Annotated in this window: 2 protein-coding genes; one reads left to right on the top strand and one right to left on the bottom strand. The window is 42.8% G+C overall.

Annotation, left to right across the window (positions count from 1 at the left end; genetic code table 11):
- Positions 1-52: 52 nt before the first annotated feature.
- Entirely contained in the window at positions 53-589 is a 537-nt protein-coding gene (locus tag RDS42_RS13805) for a nitroreductase family protein (RefSeq protein WP_308784167.1), read from the top strand.
- A gap of 93 nt (positions 590-682) precedes the next feature.
- Here the strand turns inward: RDS42_RS13805 and RDS42_RS13800 are convergent, their stop codons facing one another.
- A complete protein-coding gene (locus RDS42_RS13800) occupies positions 683-2,809 on the bottom strand; it encodes a protein kinase (protein ID WP_308784166.1) in 2,127 nt (708 codons plus the stop codon).
- Positions 2,810-2,944: the final 135 nt, after the last annotated feature.

Below are 2,944 nucleotides of genomic sequence, written 5' to 3'. Positions count from 1 at the left end.
CCAGAAAACAGTGTCATAATGGAATCATCTTATTTTGCTGGAGGATTTTTATATGGAATTTCAGAACCTGATGGAAAAAAGAAGATCTGTCCGTAAATACAGCGCTGACAGAAAAGTTTCAAAAGAAGATATTATGGAAATGATCCGGGCTGCACAGGAAGCTCCTTCCTGGAAGAACTCTCAGACGGGCCGCTATTACTGTCTGATGTCTGAGGAGATCACTGCAAAATTCCTTGCAGAATGTCTGCCGGAAGGAAACGCGGCAAAATGTCAGAATGCCGCAGTTCTTGTAACAACCTTTATACGTGACCGCTCCGGTTTCAAACAGGACGGCACACCGGACAATGAACTTGGCAATGGATGGGGCTGCTATGATCTGGGACTTCAGGCAGAAAATCTGGTATTGAAAGCATCAGAACTGGGATACGGCACCCTGATCATTGGTATCCGCGATGCAGACAGCATAAGGAATTTTCTTTCTATTCCGGAAAACGAGATCATTGCTGCAGTAATCGCGGTAGGAGTTCCTGCCGAAGAGCCAAAACGCCCTAAACGCAAAGAAACCGAAGAAATCGTAAAATTCTTCTGATTTGTTGATAATACATTTTTCTGGTTTTTAAAAACAGTTTCACAAAACCTGCCTCTGTATTTCCGGCTGCGTCTGTGAAACTGTTTTTTCCTGTCACGGCTCCAGCGCCGCATTTACTGCATTTGAATTATACCATTTTCCAATCAGCTGACGTTCACCTGTGACCCTGTCCATAGACCAGAATTCCGTATTTTCCTGTCCATTCTCCGGACAGAATCTCATAAAGCAGATCTGATCCTTTAATTCATAAAATCCTCCTCCCAGATACAGATGAAAGTTTCCAATATCATATTCTGTCTGTTCCCCTGTCTCTAAGTCTCTTCTGTAAAGAATCGTGTGATCTCCTGTTTCCTGTTTAAAATAAAGACCCTCACCGCTGACAACACTTTTGGCATACTGATCTGTAAGCAAAGTTTCTGTCTCTTCCGTCCGGGAATCATAGGAGCAGGTCGTATAAGTTCCATTTTCATTCTGAAGCATATAATACAGCTTATAACCTCTGACTGCCAGACGGGTTCCCTTCAGATCCTGTATTCTATTCGGATTCTGAAACCCCGGATCTGAAATGTACCATTTTCCGTCTTCTATTCCTGTAGAAAACCATACCTTTTCGTTTCCGTTTCTGAAAATATACGGAGGTGCCTCCTCTTCTTTTCCTGTTTCCAGATCGATCTTTCTGCTGCCTTTATTTCCCTGACCATCTGCCGACGTATAATACAGCCATCCGTCATGGATGCATAAAAAAGTAGTAGCATATGCATGATCTGTAAGAAATTCTCTTTTTTCTCCGTTAAGATTCATAGATATAATAGGACAGGGAACGTTTTCCACACCATTATTCATTCTCCAGTATATCTTATCCCCATACACCGCCATTGTATCCACATAACTGCCTGAAATACTTCTGAAACCTTCTGCATCTACATCATACACTGTATAAATTTTATTTCCATTTTCCCATATACGTCCGGAATATGGCATCTGTACTTCCGTTCTGACTGTTTCTGTATTTTCACCCTGACTATTATCTTCCTTTTCTTTGGCAGCATTTTCCTCCTGCTCCTCTATTTTTTCTGCCACAGAAACCGGTTCCTCTTTTCTCAGAAAATCAACATCCTGTCCCCGCCCCAGAAAAATCACTGCCAAAAGCAGAATGCTCGTTATAAGAACTGCTGTAATTCCCAATATCCAGGGAACAGCGTCTTTTTTCTGAGATTTACTGTCTTCGTGCAGCTGTTTCTCTTTATGGTTGAGCAACACCGTGGGTTCCTCTCCTTCAGGAGACAGCAGAATTGTGGCACTGTTTTCCTCTTCAGGATTTTCCTCTATGTAACGCAGCCTGTGCAGATCGCTTTCCAGATCTGATGCTTTCTGATAGCGGTCTTCTACACGATAAGCACAGGCTTTTCTCAATATATTTCCCAGGGGTCTGCCCCCATTGCAGGGATCCGGAAAAGGCTCTCCTTCCCTTCTCCTTCTGTCAGCTTCCACCACAGCACTATAGCCAATATCTGCACCGGAAGAAGACAGAAAAGGAAACCGGCCGTTATTGGCAAGCTGGTACAGGACGAGACCCAGGGAATAAATATCTACTGTCTTCCCATACTTTTCTCCCCTGTATATTTCCGGGGCCATATAGGATTCTGTTCCGGCTTTGGTAGATCCCGCCATTGTACTTTCCATATATCTGGCAATCCCAAAATCTCCCAGTTTGTATCCGCCCAGCTCTGACCAGAAAATATTTGCCGGCTTAATATCCCGGTGTATAATGTCTCGTCTCTCACAAACCTCAAGCGCCTGGCAAAGGTCTTCTCCAAGCTTAATAACATCTCTCAGAGTTAATACTCTTTCTTTTTGGATTTCTGAAAGACTTTTCAAAAGCTCCATGCGGATGTAGATAACCCATCCGCCCGGTACCTTTTGGATCCTGGAATCTTCAATGGAGACAATATGAGCAGCCCCTTTCAGAGATTCCATAATATCAATTTCTTTTATAATACTGCTCTTTATTTCCTTAAGATAAGATTCCACTGAAATCCCACTGTTTTCCAGTTCTCTCTGCTTCTGTTCATCCGGTACTATGCGGATAATCTTTACAGCAGCCTGCGAAATATGCCCATATTCCGTCTTTTGCACTTTATATACGCTGCCAAAAGAACCTTTTCCCAAAATGCCGATAATTTTCCATTCCGGCCATGGCAGTTCCATCCATTCTTCCATTCTGAGTTCTTTTCCTTCCCTTTAAATTTCTGTATGGCAAATTCCCACCCTGTCCGAACAACCTCACAGTCTCAGGACAGCGTGGGAATATTTTTCTTTTTCATCCACACCATATATCTAATTGTGTAAATATTT

The organism is uncultured Blautia sp. (assembly GCF_902497045.1).
Taxonomy (GTDB): Bacteria; Bacillota; Clostridia; order Lachnospirales; family Lachnospiraceae; genus Blautia_A.
The sequence above is the reverse complement of the archived record's forward strand: the minus strand, read 5'-3'. Positions and strand labels throughout refer to the sequence as shown.

What these genes read in the sequence shown, in the direction of transcription:
- RDS42_RS13800 (WP_308784166.1), bottom strand. Translation starts at nt 2,809, where the DNA reads ATGGAAGAATGGATGGAACTGCCATGGCCGGAATGGAAAATTATCGGC.
- RDS42_RS13805 (WP_308784167.1), top strand. Translation starts at nt 53, where the DNA reads ATGGAATTTCAGAACCTGATGGAAAAAAGAAGATCTGTCCGTAAATAC.